General features: G+C 70.7%; 15 protein-coding genes. 10 read left to right on the plus strand and 5 right to left on the minus strand.

Annotated elements, in window-relative coordinates:
- Positions 1 to 16: 16 nt before the first annotated feature.
- The 3 genes from acs to CFK41_RS10600 all read right to left on the minus strand — a co-directional run bounded on the left by acs (position 17) and on the right by CFK41_RS10600 (position 3,212).
- Positions 17 to 1,996, minus strand: a complete 1,980-nt coding sequence (acs, locus tag CFK41_RS10590) for an acetate--CoA ligase (RefSeq protein ID WP_096799618.1) — start codon at positions 1,994 to 1,996, stop codon at positions 17 to 19.
- Positions 1,997 to 2,131: 135 nt separating this feature from the next.
- The gene (locus CFK41_RS17755; RefSeq protein ID WP_151904733.1) at positions 2,132 to 3,046 is read right to left on the minus strand and encodes a VOC family protein; all 915 of its coding nucleotides are present in this window, start codon (positions 3,044 to 3,046) and stop codon (positions 2,132 to 2,134) included.
- On the minus strand, positions 3,039 to 3,212 hold the full coding sequence (locus CFK41_RS10600; protein ID WP_096799619.1) for a ribbon-helix-helix domain-containing protein: 174 nt from the start codon (positions 3,210 to 3,212) through the stop codon (positions 3,039 to 3,041). Before CFK41_RS10600 ends, CFK41_RS17755 begins: the two co-directional genes overlap by 8 nt.
- 294 nt (positions 3,213 to 3,506) lie before the next feature.
- Between CFK41_RS10600 and CFK41_RS10605 the strand changes: the two genes are divergently transcribed.
- From CFK41_RS10605 to CFK41_RS10615, 3 genes are read left to right on the plus strand one after another with little or no spacing between them, the layout of a single operon-like run.
- Positions 3,507 to 4,613, plus strand: coding sequence for an NADH:flavin oxidoreductase/NADH oxidase (locus CFK41_RS10605; RefSeq protein WP_096799620.1), 1,107 nt, complete (start codon positions 3,507 to 3,509; stop codon positions 4,611 to 4,613).
- Between the two features lie 19 nt (positions 4,614 to 4,632).
- Positions 4,633 to 5,430: an SDR family NAD(P)-dependent oxidoreductase gene (locus CFK41_RS10610; protein ID WP_096799621.1), complete on the plus strand. Its 798-nt coding sequence runs from the start codon at positions 4,633 to 4,635 to the stop codon at positions 5,428 to 5,430.
- Complete coding sequence (locus CFK41_RS10615) at positions 5,427 to 6,545, plus strand: AMP-binding protein (RefSeq protein ID WP_096799622.1); 1,119 nt, start codon at positions 5,427 to 5,429, stop codon at positions 6,543 to 6,545. Before CFK41_RS10610 ends, CFK41_RS10615 begins: the two co-directional genes overlap by 4 nt.
- On the opposite strand, the gene CFK41_RS10620 is transcribed toward CFK41_RS10615, so the two are convergent.
- Both CFK41_RS10620 and CFK41_RS10625 read right to left on the minus strand, forming a co-directional pair.
- On the minus strand, positions 6,511 to 7,905 hold the full coding sequence (locus CFK41_RS10620) for an L-serine ammonia-lyase (protein WP_096799623.1): 1,395 nt from the start codon (positions 7,903 to 7,905) through the stop codon (positions 6,511 to 6,513). The genes CFK41_RS10615 and CFK41_RS10620 overlap by 35 nt on opposite strands.
- 142 nt (positions 7,906 to 8,047) lie before the next feature.
- A complete protein-coding gene (locus CFK41_RS10625) occupies positions 8,048 to 9,769 on the minus strand; it encodes a DEAD/DEAH box helicase (protein ID WP_096799624.1) in 1,722 nt (573 codons plus the stop codon).
- A gap of 68 nt (positions 9,770 to 9,837) precedes the next feature.
- Between CFK41_RS10625 and panD the strand changes: the two genes are divergently transcribed.
- The 7 genes from panD (at position 9,838) to leuS (ending at position 19,781) form a co-directional block, all read left to right on the plus strand.
- Complete coding sequence (gene panD, locus CFK41_RS10630) at positions 9,838 to 10,263, plus strand: aspartate 1-decarboxylase (protein WP_096799625.1); 426 nt, start codon at positions 9,838 to 9,840, stop codon at positions 10,261 to 10,263.
- A gap of 125 nt (positions 10,264 to 10,388) precedes the next feature.
- Positions 10,389 to 11,324 carry an AEC family transporter gene (locus CFK41_RS10635; RefSeq protein WP_096799626.1) on the plus strand — a complete coding sequence of 312 codons (936 nt, stop codon included), beginning with the start codon at positions 10,389 to 10,391 and terminating at the stop codon, positions 11,322 to 11,324.
- A 369-nt stretch (positions 11,325 to 11,693) separates the two neighbouring features.
- A complete protein-coding gene (locus CFK41_RS10640) occupies positions 11,694 to 12,581 on the plus strand; it encodes a carbohydrate ABC transporter permease (RefSeq protein ID WP_169928810.1) in 888 nt (295 codons plus the stop codon).
- A gap of 19 nt (positions 12,582 to 12,600) precedes the next feature.
- Positions 12,601 to 13,524 (plus strand): carbohydrate ABC transporter permease, encoded by a 924-nt coding sequence (locus tag CFK41_RS10645; protein ID WP_096799628.1) that lies wholly within the window; start codon positions 12,601 to 12,603, stop codon positions 13,522 to 13,524.
- On the plus strand, positions 13,521 to 14,945 hold the full coding sequence (locus CFK41_RS10650; protein WP_096799629.1) for an extracellular solute-binding protein: 1,425 nt from the start codon (positions 13,521 to 13,523) through the stop codon (positions 14,943 to 14,945). Before CFK41_RS10645 ends, CFK41_RS10650 begins: the two co-directional genes overlap by 4 nt.
- A 174-nt stretch (positions 14,946 to 15,119) precedes the next feature.
- The gene (locus CFK41_RS10655) at positions 15,120 to 16,523 is read left to right on the plus strand and encodes an extracellular solute-binding protein (RefSeq protein ID WP_096799630.1); all 1,404 of its coding nucleotides are present in this window, start codon (positions 15,120 to 15,122) and stop codon (positions 16,521 to 16,523) included.
- A gap of 297 nt (positions 16,524 to 16,820) precedes the next feature.
- The gene (gene leuS, locus CFK41_RS10660) at positions 16,821 to 19,781 is read left to right on the plus strand and encodes a leucine--tRNA ligase (RefSeq protein WP_096799631.1); all 2,961 of its coding nucleotides are present in this window, start codon (positions 16,821 to 16,823) and stop codon (positions 19,779 to 19,781) included.
- The last annotated feature ends 33 nt before the right edge of the window (positions 19,782 to 19,814 follow it).

Genomic DNA, 19,814 nt, shown 5'->3' on the forward strand with positions numbered 1-19,814 from the left:
CCCCCGGCAGGGGTGCTCAGCTCTTGCCGGAGAGCCCCTGCTGGATGAGGTCCATGACCGAGGAGTCGGCGAGGGTCTGGGTGTCGCCCACCTGTCGGTTCTCGGCGACGTCGCGGAGGAGTCGACGCATGATTTTGCCGGAGCGGGTCTTGGGGAGCTCGCTGACCAGGAGGACCCTCTTCGGCTTGGCGATGGGGCCGATCTCCTTGCCCACATGGGCGCGCAGGAGCTCGGCGACCTTGTCGTCGCCGCCGGCCCCGGCGATCGCCTCGTCGTTGCCGCCGCGCAGGATGACGAACGCGACCGGGGCCTGGCCCGTGGTCTCGTCGTTCGCGCCGACCACGGCCGCCTCGGCGACCCAGTCGTGGCTGACCAGGGCGGACTCGATCTCCATGGTGGACAGCCGGTGGCCCGAGACGTTCATGACGTCGTCCACACGGCCCAGGAGCCAGATGTCGCCGTCGTCATCGCGCTTGGCGCCGTCACCGGCGAAGTACAGGCCCTCGAAACGGGACCAGTAGGTCTCCTTGAAGCGCTCCGGGTCACCCCAGATGCCCCGCAGCATGCCCGGCCACGGCTGGTTCAGGATCAGGTACCCGCCCTCGCCGTTCGCGACCGGGACCCCGGACTCGTCGACCACGTCGGCGCTGATCCCGGGGATCGGCACCTGGGCGGAGCCCGGCTTGGTCGCGGTGATGCCCGGCAGCGGGGAGAGCATGATGCCGCCGGTCTCGGTCTGCCACCAGGTGTCCACGATCGGGCAGCGGTCGCCGCCGATGACGCGGCGGTACCACATCCACGCCTCGGGGTTGATCGCCTCACCGACGCTGCCCAGCAGGCGCAGCGAGGAGAGGTCGAACCTGCCCGGGATGTCCTCGCCCCACTTCATGGCGGTGCGGATCGCGGTGGGCGAGGAGTAGAACTGCGTGACCTTGTACTTCTCGATGATCTCCCACCAGCGGCCCTGGTGCGGGGCGTCCGGGGTGCCCTCGTAGATCACCTGGGTGGAGCGGTTGGCCATCGGCCCGTAGACCACGTAGGTGTGACCGGTGATCCAGCCGATGTCGGCGGTGCACCAGTAGACGTCGGTCGCGGGCTTGAGGTCGAAGACGTTCCGATGGGTGTACGCCGCCTGCGTGAGGTACCCGCCGGTGGTGTGGATGATGCCCTTCGGCTTCCCCGTGGTGCCCGAGGTGTAGAGGATGAACAGCGGGTGCTCGGCCTCCACCGGCACCGGGGCGTGCTCGGTCGAGGCGCTCTCGCGGGCCTCGTGCCACCACACGTCGCGACCCTCGGTCCACTCGACGTCGCCGCCGGTGCGGCGCACCACGAGCACCTTCTCGACGGTCTCCCCGCCGCCGGCGAGCGCCTCGTCGACGGCCGGCTTGAGCGGCAGCTGCTTGCCGCGGCGGTTCTGGCCGTCGGCGGTGATGACCACCCGCGCCTCGGCGTCCTCGATGCGCGAGCGCAGCGCCTCGGCGCTGAAGCCGCCGAACACGACGGAGTGGGGCGCGCCGATGCGGGCGCAGGCGAGCATCGCGAAGACGGCCTCGGGGATCATCGGCATGTAGATCGCGACGCGGTCGCCGGTCTTCACCCCGAGATCGGCCAGGACGTTCGCCATCCGGGAGATCTCGTCCTTGACGGCGGAGTAGGTGTAGCTCGCGTCGGTGCCGTCCTCGTACTCGGCCAGCAGCGCGACCTGCTCGCCATGGCCGGACTCCACGTGGCGGTCCACGCAGTTGTAGGCGACGTTCAGGGTGCCGTCGGCGAACCAGCGGGCGAACGGCGGGTTCGACCAGTCGAGGGTCTCGGTGAAGGGCGTCTCCCAGCTCAGGAGGCTGGCCCGCGAGCGCCAGAAGGCGAGACGGTCGCGCTCGGCCTCCTCGTACAGCGAGGGCCGGGCGACCGAGTTCTGGACGAACTCGGTGGGAGGGGAGAACGTGCGGGTCTCCTGGGAGAGGTTCTCGATCCCGGGGGCGGTGTCGTCGGACATCATTGCTCCTGCTTCGCGGGCCCCGGTGCGCCGGGGCGGATGGACGTCGACACCGTATCGCAGGAGAGCCAGGTCACGTGCACAGGTCACATCACTGGAACCGCATCGTGGTCATCCGCCCGGCGTCGATGCGGCTCAGGGAACGGGGCGGGGGTGGATCTCGAGGGGCTCGCCGTCGGGATCGGTGACGCGGACCGCGCGCACGCCGCCCTCCTCTCCGACCTCCGCCGGATGCCCGGCGGCGCGGAGCCGCTCGGCGAGCTCCTCGAGGTCCTCGGACGTCTCGAAGCCGAGGTGCACCTGGAGCGAGTCCCCGAACTCGGTGCCGGTCGATCGCGCGCGACGACCGTCCGGCAGGGGCGTGTGGAGGCCGATCACGCCGGCCCCGTCTCCCCCGCGCAGCGCCCGGTATCCCTCGGTGCCGCGATCCTCGGCGACGAACCCGAGGCGGGCGGCCCAGTCGGCATCGGCCGCGAAGTCCGCGCTCGACAGCACGGCGGTCACGGTCAGGCGCGGGTCGGCGGCGCTCGCATCGTGGCCGCGGTAGCCGTAGAGGTCGCGCTGGTGCTCGTTCAGTCCGACGCTCTCGCCGGTGGGCAGGGTGATCACGCCCTGACGACCATAGGTCTCGTCCCAGACGTCGACCGCGAACCCGCGGGTCCGCAGCTCGGCGGCCGCGGCATCGGTGTCCGGCACGGAGAAGCAGAGGTCGGTGTCCACGGCGCGGGCTCCCGATTCCGCACCGGAGACGGAGTGGATCATGACCCGCCCGGCACCGGCGACCAGCTCGCCGTAGGACTCCTTCCCACCGGTGACGGCGGGCGCCATGCCGAGCAGCCGCAGGAAGGCGATCATGGCTGGGGCGTCGGACGTGAAGCGCAGGGGGAAGACCGATGGCTCACGCTCTCCGCGGGGGGCTCGGGGGTCCGGGGCGGCACCTGGAACGGCACCGGTGACATCGGAGCTGGGGTGCGGTGCGGCCATGACGGCCTCCTCGAGGCTCGGGGCGCCGACGGGCGCCGGGTGCGGATCCGGGATCTGCTCAGGCATCCTCGCCCCCGGTGGCGAGGTATCGGCGCAGCGCCGTCTCGACGAGCGCGCTCAGGCTCGTGGACTCGTCGATCGCCCGATGCTTGACCTCGACCACGAGGTCCTTGGGGAGATAGACGTTGAACTGCGCCTTCGGTGCGGGCTCTCGACCAGTGCTGGCTACCATGCCGGAATGCTAGCAATCTAACTCCCTGGGGGCAAATGGCCGGTTCGGGTCGCACCGCCTCCGGAGCATGCCGAGCGGGCCGACCCGGTGCCCCGCCCCGCTGTGTCCCGCTGGTCGACTCCTGGCGCAGGAGCGATGCGTATGCCCTTGCCGCCGCAGTCCTTACCGGGACGCCACCAGCCGACCACCAGCGGCCGCTTCGGCCGGGCAGCTCGCTGGTCCGACGCCTCCCCCGGACCGGACACCGCCCGGACGTCGCGCCGGGGGCACCGACGGGATGACTATCGTGGAGACATGGTCTCCGCACCCACCGATTCCCCGCCCACCCTGCTGGCGCCGTCCCGGCTGCGGGGGCTGGAGCTGCGCAACCGCATGTGGCTCGCCCCCATGTGCCAGTACATGGTCGAGGCGGAGGACGGCATCCCCACCGACTGGCACCTCGTGCACCTGGGCGCTCGCGCGACGGGCGGCTTCGGGCTGGTGATCACGGAGGCCACCGCGATCTCGCCCGAGGGCCGCATCAGCCCGCAGGACACCGGCCTGTGGAACGACGAGCAGGCCGTCGCCTGGCGACGCATCACCGCGTTCTGCCAGGAGCAGGGCGCGAAGGTCGCCGTCCAGCTCGCCCACGCCGGCCGCAAGGCCTCCACCTGGCCCGCCCTGCCGAGGTTCAGCGGCCGTCGCGGCTCGGTGCCGGAGTTCGCCTCGGGCTGGCGAGCGGTGGGCCCGACCTCGGATCCCTTCCCCGGGCTCGACGCCCCCGATGCGCTGAGCACCGAGGACATCGCCCAGGTGGTCGCGGACTTCGTGGCCGCGACGCGTCGCGCCGAGGAGGCGGGCTTCGACGCCGTCGAGCTGCACTTCGCCCACGGCTACCTGGTGCACGAGTTCCTCTCCCCGCTGGTCAACACCCGCACCGACCAGTACGGCGGTGACGGCGCGGGTCGCCGCCGCCTCGCGCTCGAGATCGCCGCGGCGGTGCGGGAGCAGTGGCCCGCCGATCGCCCCGTCATCGTGCGCCTGAGCGCCACCGACTGGATCGACGGGGGCTGGGACATCGAGCAGTCCGTCGAGCTCGCCCGGGAGCTCGAGTCCCTGGGGGTCGACGCCCTCCACGTCTCGACCGGAGGCGCCGTGATCGCCGACATCGCCGTCGGCCCCGAGTACCAGGTCGGCTTCGCCCGGACCCTGCGCGAGGCGGTGTCGATGCCGGTCGCGGCCGTGGGCCTCATCACCGAGCCCACCGGCGCCCAGGCGGTCCTGGACCGCGGCGACGCCGACTTCGTCGCGCTGGGGCGCGCCGCCCTGCGTGAACCGGGCTGGCCCCAGCGCGCGGCGCATGAGCTCGGCGTGCGGGATGGCTCCCTGTATCCCGACACCTACCGACGGGGTTCGTGGTGACCTCCCCCGGCGGCGCCCCGTGATCCTGGTGACCGGGGCGACCGGGGGGATCGGCACCGTGCTCTGCCTCGAGCTGGCCGCTCGCGGGGAGCAGCTGGTCCTCACCGCGCGCGACCCCCAGCGGCTGGAGGAGCTCGCCGACCGGGTGCGAGCCGCCGGCGGCGGCGCCGTCTCCCTTCCGTGCGACCTGCGCGATCAGCAGGCAGTCTCGGAGATCGCCGCACAGGTCCTCGCCAAGCACGGCGTCCCGACCGCGGTGGTCTCCCTGGCCGGCCATTCGATCCGCCGCAACCTGACGGAGACCTTCGGTCGCCCGCACGACCTGGTGCGCCTCGCAGGGACGAACCTGCTGGGCCCCGCCACGCTGCTGCTGGCGCTGCTCGAGCCGATGTGCGCGGCGGGACGGGGCCGCGTCGTCGTCGTCACCAGCGCCTCCGCCAGGATCCCCACCCCGGGCTGGGCCGCCTACGGCGCGTCGAAGGCGGGCCTGGACTCCTGGCTGCGCGCGCTGCGTCCGCAGGCGGCACGCCGTGGCGTGCAGATCACGATCGTGGAGATGCCGCTGGTCGCGACCGCGATGGCGACGCCCTCCTACGGGAGCTCGCCGCGCGGCGCCCTCACCCCGCAGCGAGCCGCCGCGCGGGTGCTGAGGGCGCTGGACTCGCGGAGCACGCTGCTGTCGCCGCCCTGGGCCAGGATCGGGGCCGTGCTCTCCCAGGCCGCCCCGGCGCCCGCCGCCGCCTGCGCCGAACGGGCCGGGCACCTGCTGCGCCGGATCTCCGCCCGCGACGTCTCCGCATCGGGCGGCCGAGGATGAGGGTCCTCCAGGCCTCCACCGCGCTGCGCGCCCGCGTCGCGCTGCGCCCGCGCACCGTCGTCCTCCGGGATCAGCACGGCACGCTCGAGGCCGAGGAGCTGCTCGACCTCGTCCAGCTCCATCGGCGTCGGCGCGGTGCCGCACCGGCCGGTCTCGGCGCCCTGCCCGCCACGGCGCCCCTGCGGCAGGTGCTGGTCTCCGTCCTGGCGGGGAACGGGGTGCTGGAGCTGCGGTCGAGCGGCTCCACCGGGCCGCCCCACCGGCGTCGCAGAGGTCCGCTCACGCTCGGGCAGCTCTCGAGCCTCAGCGACCTCGCCGGGCGGATCGGCCTGCGGCCGGGTCGACGGGTCGCCTGCCTCGCCCCCGGGGTCCACGGCCACGGACTGCAGATCTCCCTCGGCGCGCTCGCGCTCGGGGCGCCGCTGGTGGATCTGACCCATCTCCCCAGCGCCGAGCGGATCTCGCTGCTGCATCGCACCTCGCCCGATCTCGTCACCGGCGTGCCCGTGCATCTGGTGGACCTCCTCCGGGCGGACAGGGAGCTGGCGGGCGGCCGATCGCTGCAGATCCCACGGATCATCTCCGGCTCCGATCACCTCTCCCCCGAGCTGCGCGCGGACCTCTCACGCCACTTCCGCGCCCGCGTGCATGACGTCTACGGGACCACCGAGGCGGGTTCGCTGACGGTCGACGGCAGACCTCTGCGCGGGGTGCGAGTGCGATCCAGCGGTGGGCTGCTGCACGTCCGAGGGCCGTTCACCGGCGGTCGTGAGCTGGTGACCGACCGCGGGGAGATCGCCTCGGACGGCACCGTCCGGGTGGTCGGCCGCGCCGACGGCTCGCTCTCCTCGGGCGGGATGCTGCACGATCCCGCCGCCGTGGTGCGCGCGCTGCTCTCCCATCCCGCGGTGGCCGCCGCCTCCCTGCGCGCCGTGCCCGACGAACGCTTCGGGGTGCGCACCGTGGCCGACGTGGAGCTGGCGGCCTCACCCGCCGGGGCGCCCGATCCCGGCCCGGATGAGCTGCGCGCACTGGTCCGCGACCGGCTGGGCGCGGCGGCGGTCCCGCGCGAGGTGCACCTCAGCAGTCCGGGACGCTCACCGGCACGGCCGTGACCGCGAGGCCGCCCATCGCGGTCTCCTTGTAGCGCTCGTTCATGTCCTTGCCGGTCTGGCGCATGGTCTCGATGACGGTGTCCAGGGAGACGAAGTGCTCCCCGGTGCCGCGCAGCGCGAAGCGTGCCGCGGTGATCGCCTTGACCGCCGCCATCGCATTGCGCTCGATGCAGGGCACCTGCACCAGGCCTCCGACGGGGTCGCAGGTCAGGCCCAGGTTGTGCTCCATCGCGATCTCGGCGGCGTTCTCCACCTGCGCGGGCTTGCCGCCCATCGCCTCGCACAGCGCCGCCGCCGCCATCGAGCAGGCGGAGCCGACCTCGCCCTGGCAGCCCACCTCGGCGCCGGAGATCGAGGCGTGCTCCTTGTAGAGGGAGCCGATCGCGCCGGCGGTGAGCAGGAAGCGCACCGCGATCTCGTCGGGATCCACACCCTCGATGTACGTGGTCGCAAAGTAGAGCACGGCGGGGATGATGCCGGCGGCGCCGTTGGTGGGCGCGGTGACCACGCGGCCGCCCGCGGCGTTCTCCTCGTTCACGGCCAGCGCCGCGAGGGAGACCCACTCGAAGGCGTTCATCGGCAGACGGACCGGGTCCTCGGCCGAGAGCGAGTCGTACCAGGAGGCGGCCCGGCGCTTGACCTCGAGGCCTCCGGGCAGAGTGCCCGGAGTGCGGGTCCCGCGGTCGATGCAGTCGTGCATCGCACCCCAGATGGTCAGCAGTCCGGCGCGGATCTCCTCGTCGCTGCGCCATTGACGCTCCCGCAGCAGCATCGCCTCGGAGACGGAGATGCCCCGGTCCTCGCACACCCGCAGCAGCTCGTCGCCCGTGGTGAAGATCGTCCGGCCCTCATCCTCCGCGGCGACCTCGGCGATCGATCGATCCATGTCCGCCTCGTCGACGACGAAGCCGCCGCCGACGGAGAACATCGGCCGACGCAGCAGCTCCTGGCCCTCGGCGTCCAGCGCGATGAAGGTCATCCCGTTGGAGTGCTGGGGCAGGAAAGTCAGCGGATGCAGCACGATCGTGGAAGGGCGCAGGCCGATCGGGAGCCGCCCGTCCAGCCGCAGGCCGCCCGACTCCTCGATCTGCGCGACCCGCTCGAGGCCCGCCACCGGGTCGACCGATTCGGGATCCGCGCCCTCGAGGCCCATCACCACGGCGTTCAGCGTGCCGTGGCCGGCGGCGGTCGCCGCCAGCGAGCCGTACAGATGCACCTCGACGTCCGCGACCTGCGATCCGATGCCGGAGTCCACGAGCACCTCCCGGGCGAACATCGCCGCCGCCCGCATCGGCCCCACGGTGTGCGAGCTCGAGGGTCCGATGCCGATCTTGAACATGTCGAACGTGCTGATGCTCATCGCGTGCCTCCTCGGCGTGACAGCCCCTCGTCCTCGAGAGTCGGCCGGGCCGCTCCTCGTCGAACGGCCCTCGGCCCGCCCTCAGCGGGCGGGGTGGTGCATGCCGCCGTTCAGGCGGCGGCGCTCCATCGTCTCATCCTTCTCAGCGTCCGCCGCGACGGCGGGGAGCCCGCGACGGCGCGCCCGAGCGGCCTCGGCCCTGACCGGTGCCGCCGGAGCGCCCTCGGCCCTCGCCGGAGGAGGCCCCGCGGCCGCGACCCTCACCGCTTCCGCCCCGGCCCTCGCCGCTGCGGCCCCCGCCGCTCCGACCACGACCCTCGCCGCCGGTCGTGCGTCCGCCCTGGCGCGAGCCGTCGGCATCCGCACCCCGGCCCGCCGCGCCGCGGCCACCGGCTGCGCGTCCACCGGCACCGCGGCCACCGGCTGCGTGCCCGGCGCCCGCTCCGCGGCCGTTCGCGTCGCCGCGGCCCGGTCGCCCACCGGAGCGCGCACCGCCACGACCACCGCGGCGGCCCGGCTCCTCGGGCTCCTCCTCCCAGGAGGCACGCCGCTCCTCGTTCGCCCGACGTTCGTCGGCCTTCCTGGAGTCGGCGCCTCGGGACTTGGTGAGATCGAGCTTGCGCGGAGCGCCCTTGTACTTGACGGTCGCCGGGTCCTCGACGGGCTCACCGGCCGGCGTGCGGCCACCGAGCGCGTCGAGCGCCTCGTGCTCGGCGGAGTCGACGTCCTCGACCCAGGTCGGCTCGACCTCTGCTTCGCCGAGCACGCGACGGGACAGGCGCAGCTGATGCGGCAGCGCGAGGGTGACCACGCTGCCGGCGGCTCCGGCGCGGGCGGTGCGGCCCGAGCGGTGCACGTACTCCTTGACGTCGTCGGAGGGGTCGACGTGGACCACCATCGAGATGTCGTCGATGTGCAGACCGCGAGCGGCGACATCCGTCGCGACCAGCACGGGGAAGGCTCCGGCACGGAAGCCGGCCAGCACGTTGGTGCGCAGGCCCTGCTGCTTGTTCCCGTGCAGCGCCGCGGCGGGGACGCCCACCTCGATGAGCTCCTGGGCCACGCGCTCCGCACCCAGCTGGGTGCGGGTGAACATGAGGGTGCGGCCCGGGCGGGCGCCGAGCTGCGCGGTGACCGTGCGCTTGGCCTCGGGGGCGATGGCCAGCACATGGTGGTCCATGGTCTTCACAGCGGCGGTGACCGGGGTGGTCTCGTGGCTGATGGGGTCCACCAGGAAGGTGTCCACGATCTGCTCGACCTGGCCGTCCAGCGTCGCGGAGAACAGCATCTTCTGGGTGCCCATCGGGATCGCGGCGAGGATGTCGCGCACGTCGGGCAGGAAGCCGAGGTCCGCCATGTGGTCGGCCTCGTCGATGACGGTGCTCTCCACCAGGTCCAGCTGCAGGGCGCCCCGCTCGGCGAGGTCGATGAGTCGACCCGGGGTCGCGACCACGATCCCGACCCCGCGGGCGATGGCGTCCGCCTGCTTCTCGATGTTCATGCCGCCGGAGACGAGCTGCGCCGTGACGCCCACGGCCCGGGCGAACGGGTGGATGGTGTCGACGACCTGCACGGCGAGCTCGCGGGTGGGGACGAGGACCACACCGAGCGGGCGGCGTCGGTGCACCTTGCGGCCCCGGAAGCGGGAGGTCATCGCCAGCGTGAACGCGAGGGTCTTGCCGGATCCCGTCTCGGCGCGGGCCAGGACGTCCCGTCCGGCCAGGGCGTCGGGCAGGATCGCCGACTGGATCTCGAAGGCGCGCTCGAGCCCCTGATCGGCGAGCACGCCGAGCAGCTCGTCGGGCAGCGCCATGTCCTCGAACCGCTCGGAGCGGTGGGCGGAGCGGCGGCGGGCCTTGGGCATGGTGATCCTCCTGACGAAACGGACGTCCCCATCATCCAGCATCGCGCATCGGTGGGAGAATGGAAGCGATGTTGCGCACTCTGATGACTTCGAAGATCCACCGAGCCACTGTCACGCAGGCAGACCTGCACTACGTGGGCTCGGTCACGATAGACCCCGAACTCACGGAGGCCGCCGGCCTGGTCGAGAACGAGCAGGTCTCGATCGTCGACATCACCAACGGCCACCGCCTGGTCACCTATGTGATCGAGGGCGAGCGCGGTTCCGGCGTGATCGGCATCAACGGCGCCGCAGCCCATCTGGTCGCCCCCGGCGACCTGGTCATCATCATGGCCTACGGGCAGCTAGACGCGGCCGAGGTCGCCTCCCACCGTCCGCGCGTGGTCCACGTGGACCACGAGAACCGCATTGTCGCCCTCGGGAACGACGGCGCGCAGCCCGTCCCCGGGATGCCCGATCAGATCGACGGGCGCTCCTCGCACGGCATGCGCTGACACGGCGCCCGCGGAGCGCCGTCCCCTCCTCGCCCCTTCCGTCCGAGGGCTGAGCCCCGGAAGCCCCTTTCCCGCCGTCGGGCTAGGATTCCTCCAGTGATCGTCTCCTCGCCGTCCGTGCCGCTGTGAGCGGAGTCCTCGCCGGCTTCTTCATCGTCTGGGCCCTGATCGGCGTGGGCATGGTGGCCGGCCGCAGCGGCGTCCTCGGACCCCATGGCCGGTACGTGCTGAACCGAACCACCTTCTTCATCGCGTCCCCCGCCCTGGTGCTCCTCGGGCTGCTGGAGTCCGATGTGCGCGAGGTGTTCTCGCTACCGATGGCGGTGGCCGGGATCTCGGGCCTCGTCACCGGCGGGATCCTGCTGCTGGGCGTCGCCCTGTTCACCGACCGTCGCGGCCCCGATCTGGTGGTCACCGCGATCAGCGGCTCGGTCGTCAACGGCGCGAACATGGGCTTCCCGATCGCCGCGTACGTGCTGGGCGACATCTCCCACGCCCTGCCGGTGGTCCTCTTCCAGCAGGCGGTGTACACACCGCTGTACCTGTTCGTGCTGCACCGGGTCACCGAGAAGGACGATCCGGGGCCGTCTGGCGCCGCCGGCGTGCTGCGCAGCATCGTCGCGAACCCCACGATCATCGCCTCCGCCGTCGGGCTCCTGCTGGTGCTCGTCGGGGCGCAGATCCCGCCGATCCTGCTCGAGCCCGTCCGCTCCCTCGCGGACATGGCGATCCCCGCGATGCTGCTCGCCTACGGCCTGTCGCTCTACGGCTCGCGCCCGCTCGCGAAGGACGACGGCTACCGCGGCCTCATCGCCGCGGCCTCCGCCTCGAAGCTGCTGCTCATGCCGGTCATCGCCCTCGGCGTGGGCCTGCTGCTGGGTCTGCGGGGCACCGCACTGTACGAGGTCGTCGTGATGGCGGCCCTGCCCACCGCGCAGAACGTCTACGTCGCAGCGGCGCGCTACCGCGCCTCGGAGAACCTGGCCCGCGACACGGTCCTGATCACCACCCTCGGCACCGTGCTGGTGCTGCTGCTGATCTCCGCCGTGCTCGAGGTCTGACCAGCACCTCCCGTTCCCCCTCCTCTCCACCTCCGCCCGCTCCGTCCCTCCGGGAGACGCGGCGGGCGCTTCGTCGCGCCACGCCGACGACGCCACGGACGGTCGATGATTGCGTTAGTCCATCGGTGTGAGTAATGTGCCTCACACGGAACAGCGCGGTCCCGACTCGGGCTGCGGCCGCCGGGGCATCGACGCCCCGGCCCACCGAGTCACACAGGGGCCGCGGAACTCGAAGGGAGAGCGATGAGCACGAGAGATGCCATCGCGGCGGACGTACCGCGGACTCGCACGTCCGGTCCTGGTACCGCCGACGGCCCCACACCCGGGGACCATGCGGGCGCGAGCCCAGGGGCACCACCCCGACGGAAGATGTCGGGACGGGACAAGCGCAACCTCCGGCTGGGGCTGCTGTTCATCTCGCCGTGGATCATCGGGGTCGCGGTCTTCGTGATCTACCCGCTGATCTACTCCTTCGCGATCAGCCTCACCCAGTACTCCGGCATGCAGTCCCCGACGTTCATCGGGTTCAAGAACTACATCGCCGCCTTCGCGGATCCGATGGTGCACACCGCCGTGGGCAACACGGTGTACTACATGCTGCTGGCGGTGCCGATCGGGCTCGTGATCGCCCTGCTGCTGGCGGTGGCGATGAACCGCAACGTGCGCGAGGTCGCCATCTACCGCACGCTGCTGTACCTGCCCTCGCTGATCCCGATGTTCGCGATGTCCTTCATCTTCATCGTGTTCGTCAACCCGCAGTACGGCATCGTCAACCAGTTCCTGGGCCTGTTCGGCATGCCGGACACGAACCTGCTGGGCGAGCCGCGCTACGCGAAGATCGTCATGATCGTCATGGCACAGCTCGGTGCGGGCAACGCGGCGCTGATCTACCTCGCCGGCCTGCGCAACATCCCGAGCACCCTGTACGAGGCGGCCCGCATCGACGGTGCGAGCAGGTTCCGGCAGTTCACCGCGATCACCCTCCCGCTGCTGACCCCCACGATCCTGTTCAACCTGATCACGGGCGTCTCCGGCGCGATGATGGTGTTCACCGAGGCGTTCATCATGACCAACGGCGGTCCGGACAACTCGACGCTGTTCTACATGCTCTACCTCTACCGCAACGCCTTCTCCTACGGGCAGCTCGGCTTCGCCTCGGCGCTGGCTGTGCTCCTGTTCCTGTTCGGCATGCTGCTGGCAGGGCTCATCTACTGGCTCTCCCGCCGGTTCGTGAACTACGACGTATCGGCCGGCTGAGGAACAGGGGATCACGGACATGGCCATCAACACTCTCGAGACCGGGGCACAGGATCTCGGTCGAAGCCAGAAGATCAAGTCGCGATCGAACTTCGGTCGCAATCCCGACGGGTCCCGGCAGAGCCCCGTCGGCGCATGGGTCTCGCGCATCATCATCCTGGTGGTGCTCGCGCTCTTCACGCTGCCGCTCTACTGGATGTTCATCTCGGCGCTCAAGTCGCCGGAGGAGCTCTCGCAGTTCCCGCCCACGCTCTTCCCCACGGAACTGCGATGGTCCAACTTCGTCGACGCCGTCACGGTGATGCCGTTCTGGACCTTCTTCCGCAACAGCCTGATCATCACGGTCTGCGTGGTCGTGTTCAGCGTGGTCTCGAACTTCATCGTCGCCTACGGCTTCTCCTGCATCGACTGGCCCGGGCGCAACAAGGTGTTCTTCATCGTGCTGGCCACCCTGTTCCTGCCGTTCCCGGTGACCCTGATCCCCATGTTCGACATGTGGGCGGGCCTCGGGTTCGTGAACACCTGGGTGCCGCTGATCGTCCCCGCGCTGTTCGCCGGCGGGTTCTTCACCTTCCTCCTGCGCCAGTTCATGCTCCAGACCCCGCGCGACATGCTCGACGCCGCACGCGTGGACGGGGCCAGCGAGTGGTCCATCGCCTGGCGGATCGTCTTCCCGACCGCCCGCCCGGCGGTCACCGTCATCGCGATCTTCTCGGCGGTCGGCACCTGGAACGACTTCATGGGCCCGCTGATCTACCTGCAGGACACGAGCAAGCAGACGCTCTCCATCGGTATGCAGGTGTTCCGCTCCGTGAACTCGCAGGACATCCAGTTCAACCTGCTCATGGCCGCATCGTTCCTGGTGCTCCTGCCGCTGGTGCTCCTCTTCTTCATGTTCCAGCGCTACTTCATCAGCGGCATCACCCTCGGAGGCTTCAAGTGATCGATCGTCGAACCCTGCTGCGCGCCCTCGGCGCGGGCGCGAGCGTGACCGTGGCCGGCGGCTCGATCGTCGGCTGCTCGAACCGTCCCGTCGGATCCGAGCGGGATCCCAACGTCGTCAAGCTGTGGGGCCAGGGCGGAACCAACGCCGACTTCGAGGCCAAGATCATCGAGGCCTTCTCCGAGAAGAACCCCGACATCACGATCGAGGTCTCCCAGGTGCCCTCGAACGGTCAGGGCGACGCCTCCAGCGCGATCACCGCCGTGCGCGGTCGCACCGGACCGGACGTCTACTTCATGGACCGCTTCAACGGCGCCCAGTTCGCGTCCCTCGGGCTGCTCGAGCCGATCAACGGGCTCATCGAGGAGCACGAGGACATGGACGTCGAGGAGTTCATGTCCCAGTGGATCAAGTTCGCCACGGACGAGCTCTACTACGACGGCCAGTACTACGGGCTCCCCGTGGACACCGACACCCGAGGCCTGTTCGTGAACAAGGGCCTGGCGAAGGAGGCCGGGATCGATCCGGCTCTCCTGGACCCGAAGAACGGCCCGATGTCCTACGACCAGATCTGGGAGATCAACGACCAGTTCAACGTCCAGGACGCCCGCGGCACGTACGAGAAGGTCACCTGGATCCCGTGGGATGATCAGGCCTCGCTGCTGATGTGGGCCATGGCCCATGACGTGCCGCTCTTCTCGAACGAGACCTGCGACGTGCTGCTGGACTCGCCGGAGATGCTCGACGTCGCGACGATGTATGCGGGCTGGATCGAGCGCCTGGACTTCCATCGGCTCGACGCCTTCAAGGCGACCTACCAGCCGCCCAACGCCCCGCCCACCCAGACCTCGTTCTTCTCGGACCGCCAGCTGTTCCAGATCACCGGGTCCTGGAACGTCAAGGGCCAGAAGCAGTACAAGCCCGACATGGACTACGGGGTCACCTACCTCCCGGTCCCCAACGAGGGCGATGACCCCTTCACCTGGGCGGGCGGCTTCGCGCTGGCGATGCCGAAGGGGGCCAGCATGTCCAAGGCCTCCTGGGAGTTCTTCAAGTTCTATGCCGGGTACGAGGGGCAGAAGATCCTCATGCCGCTGCTCACGAACATCCCCACGAACATCGAGACCCTCAACGATCCCGAGGGCTGGAGCCCCGACATCAAGTTCTTCGTCGAGATGATGTCGATCGCCAAGTCGCGGCCCCCTCTGCCGGTGGGCACCAAGCTGTGGGACTCGATGTTCACCATGCAGGACAGCATCAACCAGGGCTCCGACACCCCGGAGAACCTGGTCAAGGAGGCGCAGGCGTACGTGAACCCCACGATGCAGCAGTTCTGCCCGATCACCCTTCCCGAGGGGTTCGGTCAGCCGGACCCGAACTTCACCGGGATCGGCGAGAAGAAGGCGGGCAAGAACTCCTGACCTCCTCGATCCACCACCACGACCCGCCGGAGCGGGGCGGGGCCCATCGGCTCCCGCCCCGCTCCGGCGGTGTCTGCGTCGACACCGGCGGCTCCCCTCCCCTGCTCCCCCATCCCCACCAGCACCAGCACCAGCACCAGCACCTGACCTCGCACCCCTTCTCGGAGGACCCTCGTGATCGATCGTCGAACCCTGCTGCGCGCCGTGGGCGCCGGCGCCACCGTGACCATCGCCGGCGGCTCGATCGTCGGATGCACCTCCCGTGCCGTCGGCGAGGACCGGGATCCGAACACCGTGCGGCTCTGGGGCCTCGGCGCGGCGGATGCCGACAAGGAGGCGAAGGTCCTCGAGGCCTTCTCCGAGAAGAACCCCGAGGTGACGGTCGAGGTCTCGCAGGTGCCGTCCAACGGCGAGGGCGATGCCTCGAGCGTGATCACCGCGATCCGGGGCAGGACGGGCCCGGACCTCTACTGGCTGGACCGGTTCAACGCCCCGCAGTTCGCCTCCCTCGGCCTCCTCGAGCCGATCGACGACCTCATCGAGGAGCACGAGGGCGTCAGCCCCGAGGAGTTCATGGCCGGCTGGATCCGTTTCGCCACCGATGAGCTGCAGTACGACGGCAGCTACTACGGACTGCCCACCTCGACGGACACCCGCGCGATGTACGTCAACATGGGGCAGGTCCGCGAGGCCGGCATCGACCCGACGCTGTTCGACCCCCGCAACGGCCCGCTCCCCTACGCCACGATCTGGGAGATCGACGAGCAGTTCACCTCCCAGGACGCGCGCGGGACCTACGAGCGGGTCACCTGGATCCCCTGGGACGACCAGGCGAAGCTGATCATGTGGGCGATGGGGGCGGGCGTCCCCTTCTACGACGACGCGAGCGGGCACATGCTGCTGGACTCGCCCGAGATGCTCGACATCGCGACCATGTATGCAGGATGGATCGAGCGGCTCGACTTCCCGCGGATGGACGCCTTCAAGGCGACCTATCAGCCGCCGAACGCCCCGCCCGCGCAGACGTCCTTCTTCTCCGATCGCCAGCTGCTCCAGATCACCAACCCCGGCACCGTCCGCAGCCTCGCGGAGTACAAGCCCGACATGGAGTACGCCGTCACCCACCTCCCGGTGCCCGCCGACGGGGACGATCCCTTCAGCTGGTCCGGCGGCTTCGCGCTCTCGATGCCCAAGGGATCGAGCATGTCGAAGGCCGCCTGGGATCTGATGACCTTCTACGCGGGCCCCGAGGGCCAGAAGATCATCATGCCGCCCCTGACCGCGATCCCGACCCACCTGGAGACCATCGCCGACCCCGAGGGCTGGGACCCGCGGATCGAGTTCTTCGTGCAGCTCCTGGACGTGACGATGTCCCGCCCGCCGCTGCCCGTCGGCACCAAGCTGTGGGACGCCATGGAGACCATGCAGGGCAGCCTCACGCAGGCCTCGGACACTCCGGAGAACCTCGTGAAGGAGGCACAGCAGTACGTGGATCCGACCATGCAGCAGTTCGTGCCCTTCTCGCTGCCGGACGGCTTCGGCGAGCGCGACCCGAACCTGGAGCTCCCCTCCCGCTGACGGCGGCCCGTGTCGAGGATCCGGGTCGCGGAGCGGCACGGCGAAGAACCCTCCCACCGCGCCCGTGGGACCGCCGTCGAGCGGCCCCGCGGGCGCGGTACCATGTACAGGTGACTCGACGGCTCCTGCTTATGCAGCCGCGTCGGACAAGGCCCGCGCCCACCCCCTGCTCCTGAGAGCGACGGCGGTGCGACTGTGAGGCACCGATGCGGCTCCCCTCGCCTGCGCGAGGGTTTTTTCATGTCACGAGACGCCCGGCGGCACCTGCCGCACTGATCCTTCGGAGGACGATTCCCCATGAGCGAGGCCCCGCACCGTTACACCGCCGCGGTGGCGGACGAGATCGAGCGCCGCTGGCAGCAGCGCTGGGACGAGGACGGCACCTTCCACGCCGACAACCCCGTCGGCGAGCTCCGCGGCTCGGCCGGCTCCGCCGCCGAGGCGGCCACCGCCGCGACCTCCTCCGCGCCCGAGAAGATGTACATCATGGACATGTTCCCGTACCCCTCGGGGGCGGGTCTGCACGTGGGCCATCCGCTGGGCTACATCGCGACCGACGTGGTGGCCCGCCACCAGCGCATGCTGGGCCGGAACGTGCTGTACACGATGGGCTACGACGCCTTCGGCCTGCCGGCGGAGCAGTACGCCGTCCAGACGGGCACCCATCCGCGCACCACCACCGAGGCGAACATCGCGAACATGCGTCGCCAGCTGCATCGCCTGGGGCTCTCGCATGATCCGCGTCGCACGCTGGCGACCACCGATCCGGAGTTCGTGAAGTGGACGCAGTGGATCTTCCTGCGGATCTTCGACTCCTGGTACGACCCCGAGGCCGCGAACGCCGACGACGTCACGGGCCGTGCGCGTCCGATCGCCGAGCTGCGCGAGGAGCTGCGCGCCGGAACCGTCGATCCCTTCGCCCTCGCCGAGCGCCAGGGCATCGAGCTGCCCGCGGGCTGGGCGTCCCGCAGCGCCGCCGACGTCCCGGGCGCCTCCGACGCCGAGCTGTCCGCCCTCGCCGATGCCTTCCGCCTGACCTACATCTCCGAGACCCCGGTGAACTGGTGCCCCGGGCTGGGCACCGTGCTGGCCAACGAGGAGGTCACGGCCGACGGCCGCTCCGAGCGCGGGAACTTCCCGGTGTTCACGCGGCGCCTGCGCCAGTGGAACATGCGCATCACCGCCTATGCGGACCGGCTGATCGACGACCTGGACCGCGTGGACTGGCCCGAGTCGATCCGGGCGATGCAGCGCAACTGGATCGGTCGCAGCCATGGTGCCCAGATCACCTTCGCCGTCGCGGGCGCCGAGGGCGGGAGCACGACGGAGTTCGACGTGTTCACCACCCGCGCCGACACCCTCTTCGGCGCGACCTTCTGCGTGCTCTCCCCCGAGCACCCGCTGCTGGGCGACGCCGAGTCGCTGCCCGCGGCCTGGCCCGAGGGCACCGCGGACGCCTGGACCGACGGCGCCGCGGACCCGCGCGCGGCGGTCGCCGCCTACCAGGCCCGTGCGGCCTCGCTGGACGAGGACGAGCGCACGGCGGACGACCGCGAGAAGACCGGTGTGTTCACCGGCCTGTTCGCGACCAATCCGATGGACGGCCGGGTGCTGCCCGTGTTCACGGCGGACTACGTCCTGACCGGGTACGGCACCGGCGCGATCATGGCCGTGCCCGCCGAGGACGAGCGCGACTTCGCCTTCGCCGACCGGTTCGACCTGCCGGTGATCCGCACCGTGCGTCCGCCGGCCGACTTCGAGGGCGGCGCCTGGACCGGCGAGGGCGAGAAGATCAACTCCGCGAGCGCGGACCTGGATCTGAACGGCCTGGACAAGGACGAGGCCAAGGCCCGTGCCACCGCGTACGCGGAGGGGAAGGGCTTCGGGCGCGCCCGCACCACGTACCGACTGCGCGACTGGCTGTTCTCGCGCCAGCGCTACTGGGGCGAGCCCTTCCCGATCGTCTACGACCCGGCCGCGCCCGAGGTGCCGATCCCGCTGCCGCAGTCGATGCTGCCGGCGGATCTGCCGGAGGTCGCCGACTTCTCCCCGCGCACCTTCGACCCGATGGACGCGGACACCGAGCCCCAGACCCCGCTCTCCCGGGCGAACGACTGGGTCGAGGTCGAGCTGGATCTCGGCGAGGGTCCGAAGACCTACCTGCGCGAGACCAACACGATGCCGCAGTGGGCCGGCTCCTCCTGGTACCACCTGCGCTACATCGATCCCACCGAGGACGAGGTCCTGGTGCGGCCCGAGAACGAGAAGTACTGGCTGGGCACGCGCGAGGACGGCGGAGTGGGCGGCGTCGACCTGTACGTCGGCGGCGTCGAGCACGCCGTGCTGCACCTGCTGTATGCGCGGTTCTGGCACAAGGTGCTCTTCGATCGCGGTGACGTCTCCAGCCAGGAGCCGTTCCACCGTCTGTTCAACCAGGGCTACATCCAGGCCTTCGCCTACACCGACTCCCGCGGCGTGCACGTCCCGGCGGAGGAGGTCGTCGCCGAGGCCGACGGCACCTTCACCTACCAGGGCGAGCAGGTCACCCAGGAGTACGGGAAGATGGGCAAGTCGCTGAAGAACGCGGTGGCCCCGGACGACATGTACGAGGAGTACGGCGCCGACACCCTGCGCGTGTACGAGATGTCGATGGGTCCGCTGGACCTGTCGCGCCCGTGGGAGACCCGCGCCGTCGTGGGCTCCCAGCGCTTCCTGCAGCGCCTGTGGCGCCTCGCGGTCGACGAGGAGAGCGGCGAGCTGACCGTCTCCGACGAGCCGGCCGAGCTCGCCACGAAGCAGGCGACGCACCGCGCCATCGACGGGGTCGCCCGCGACATGGAGCGGATGCAGTTCAACACGGCGATCGCGAAGCTGATCGAGCTGGTCAACCATCTGACCAAGCACCTGACCTCGACGGGCTCCACCCCGCGCGAGGCGCTCGAGCCGCTGGTGCTGATGGTCGCTCCCCTGGCCCCGCACCTGGCCGAGGAGCTGTGGACCCGGCTGGGGCACACCGGGAGCATCTCCCGCGTCGCCTACCCGGTCGCGGACCCGGAGCTGCTGAAGGCCGACCAGGTCACCTGCGTGATCCAGGTCAAGGGAAAGGTGCGCCACCGCATCGAGGTCGACCCGGAGATCTCCGAGGCCGATCTCGAGGCCGCGGTGATGGCCGAGGAGCGAGTGCAGGAGCTGCTGGAGGGCCAGACGATCCGCAAGCTGATCATCCGAGCGCCGAAGATCGTGAACATCGTGATCTGACCCCTCGGACGAGGCCCTCGCCCGGTCACACCC

The sequence above is a fragment of the Brachybacterium ginsengisoli genome (assembly GCF_002407065.1).
Classification (GTDB): domain Bacteria; phylum Actinomycetota; class Actinomycetes; order Actinomycetales; family Dermabacteraceae; genus Brachybacterium; species Brachybacterium ginsengisoli.

What these genes read in the sequence shown, in the direction of transcription:
- acs (WP_096799618.1), bottom strand. Translation starts at nt 1,996, where the DNA reads ATGTCCGACGACACCGCCCCCGGGATCGAGAACCTCTCCCAGGAGACC.
- CFK41_RS17755 (WP_151904733.1), bottom strand. Translation starts at nt 3,046, where the DNA reads ATGCCTGAGCAGATCCCGGATCCGCACCCGGCGCCCGTCGGCGCCCCG.
- CFK41_RS10600 (WP_096799619.1), bottom strand. Translation starts at nt 3,212, where the DNA reads ATGGTAGCCAGCACTGGTCGAGAGCCCGCACCGAAGGCGCAGTTCAAC.
- CFK41_RS10605 (WP_096799620.1), top strand. Translation starts at nt 3,507, where the DNA reads ATGGTCTCCGCACCCACCGATTCCCCGCCCACCCTGCTGGCGCCGTCC.
- CFK41_RS10615 (WP_096799622.1), top strand. Translation starts at nt 5,427, where the DNA reads ATGAGGGTCCTCCAGGCCTCCACCGCGCTGCGCGCCCGCGTCGCGCTG.
- CFK41_RS10620 (WP_096799623.1), bottom strand. Translation starts at nt 7,905, where the DNA reads ATGAGCATCAGCACGTTCGACATGTTCAAGATCGGCATCGGACCCTCG.
- CFK41_RS10625 (WP_096799624.1), bottom strand. Translation starts at nt 9,769, where the DNA reads ATGCCCAAGGCCCGCCGCCGCTCCGCCCACCGCTCCGAGCGGTTCGAG.
- panD (WP_096799625.1), top strand. Translation starts at nt 9,838, where the DNA reads ATGTTGCGCACTCTGATGACTTCGAAGATCCACCGAGCCACTGTCACG.
- CFK41_RS10640 (WP_169928810.1), top strand. Translation starts at nt 11,694, where the DNA reads ATGTCGGGACGGGACAAGCGCAACCTCCGGCTGGGGCTGCTGTTCATC.
- CFK41_RS10645 (WP_096799628.1), top strand. Translation starts at nt 12,601, where the DNA reads ATGGCCATCAACACTCTCGAGACCGGGGCACAGGATCTCGGTCGAAGC.
- leuS (WP_096799631.1), top strand. Translation starts at nt 16,821, where the DNA reads ATGAGCGAGGCCCCGCACCGTTACACCGCCGCGGTGGCGGACGAGATC.